Here is a 619-nt window from a genome sequence, read left to right as displayed (position 1 = left end):
TCGACGACTGCACGCGCGAATGCCTGTGCCTCGTGGCGGACACCAGCCTCTCCGGGGCAAGGGTTGCCCGGGAGCTCAGCGCCCTTATCCGGGTCTACGGCAAGCCCGGCTGCATTGTTAGCAATAATGGCACAGAGTTCACCAGTCGGGCGATCCTGAAATGGGCCGATGAGAACGCGGTGCCTTGGCATTACATCGATCCGGGTATGCCCGTTCATCGAAAGCTTAAACGGCAGCCTGCGGGACGGTGATCGTATACGATCACCTCAACGAGGAGATCTTCGGCAGCCTGGACGACGCACGGAGAAAGCTGGCGCTCTGGCGCTACGACTACAATACGGACCGCCCGCATTCGTCCCTGGCCAACCAGACGCCGCAGAAAGCCGAATACCCAAATCCAACCTGCAGACTCGCGTTATGAATGAGGGACCGGCAGGGGGGCAGGTCACTTGCGCTGGGAGGTAGGCAACAAAAAACACCCCAGCCGAAAGACCCGGAGCGTTCGTTAGAACTGGTTGCGGGAGTAGGATTTGAACCTACGACCTTCAGGTTATGAGCCTGACGAGCTACCGGGCTGCTCCATCCCGCGGCGATTTTGCCCTGATTGTGTATTGGTCAG

General features: G+C 59.3%; 1 tRNA gene and 1 pseudogene. One reads left to right on the top strand and one right to left on the bottom strand.

Annotation, left to right across the window (positions count from 1 at the left end):
- A pseudogene (locus JF542_RS24335) lies at positions 1 to 421 on the top strand (integrase core domain-containing protein); the annotation flags it as partial.
- A 91-nt stretch (positions 422 to 512) separates the two neighbouring features.
- On the opposite strand, the gene JF542_RS24330 reads toward JF542_RS24335, so the two are convergent.
- Positions 513 to 589: transfer RNA gene (locus JF542_RS24330), tRNA-Met, on the bottom strand.
- Positions 590 to 619 lie beyond the last annotated feature (30 nt).

The organism is Salipiger bermudensis (assembly GCF_017309175.1).
GTDB classification, from domain to species: domain Bacteria; phylum Pseudomonadota; class Alphaproteobacteria; order Rhodobacterales; family Rhodobacteraceae; genus Salipiger; species Salipiger bermudensis.
Note: the sequence above shows the minus strand (reverse complement) of the source record. Positions and strands in the feature narration are given on the sequence as shown.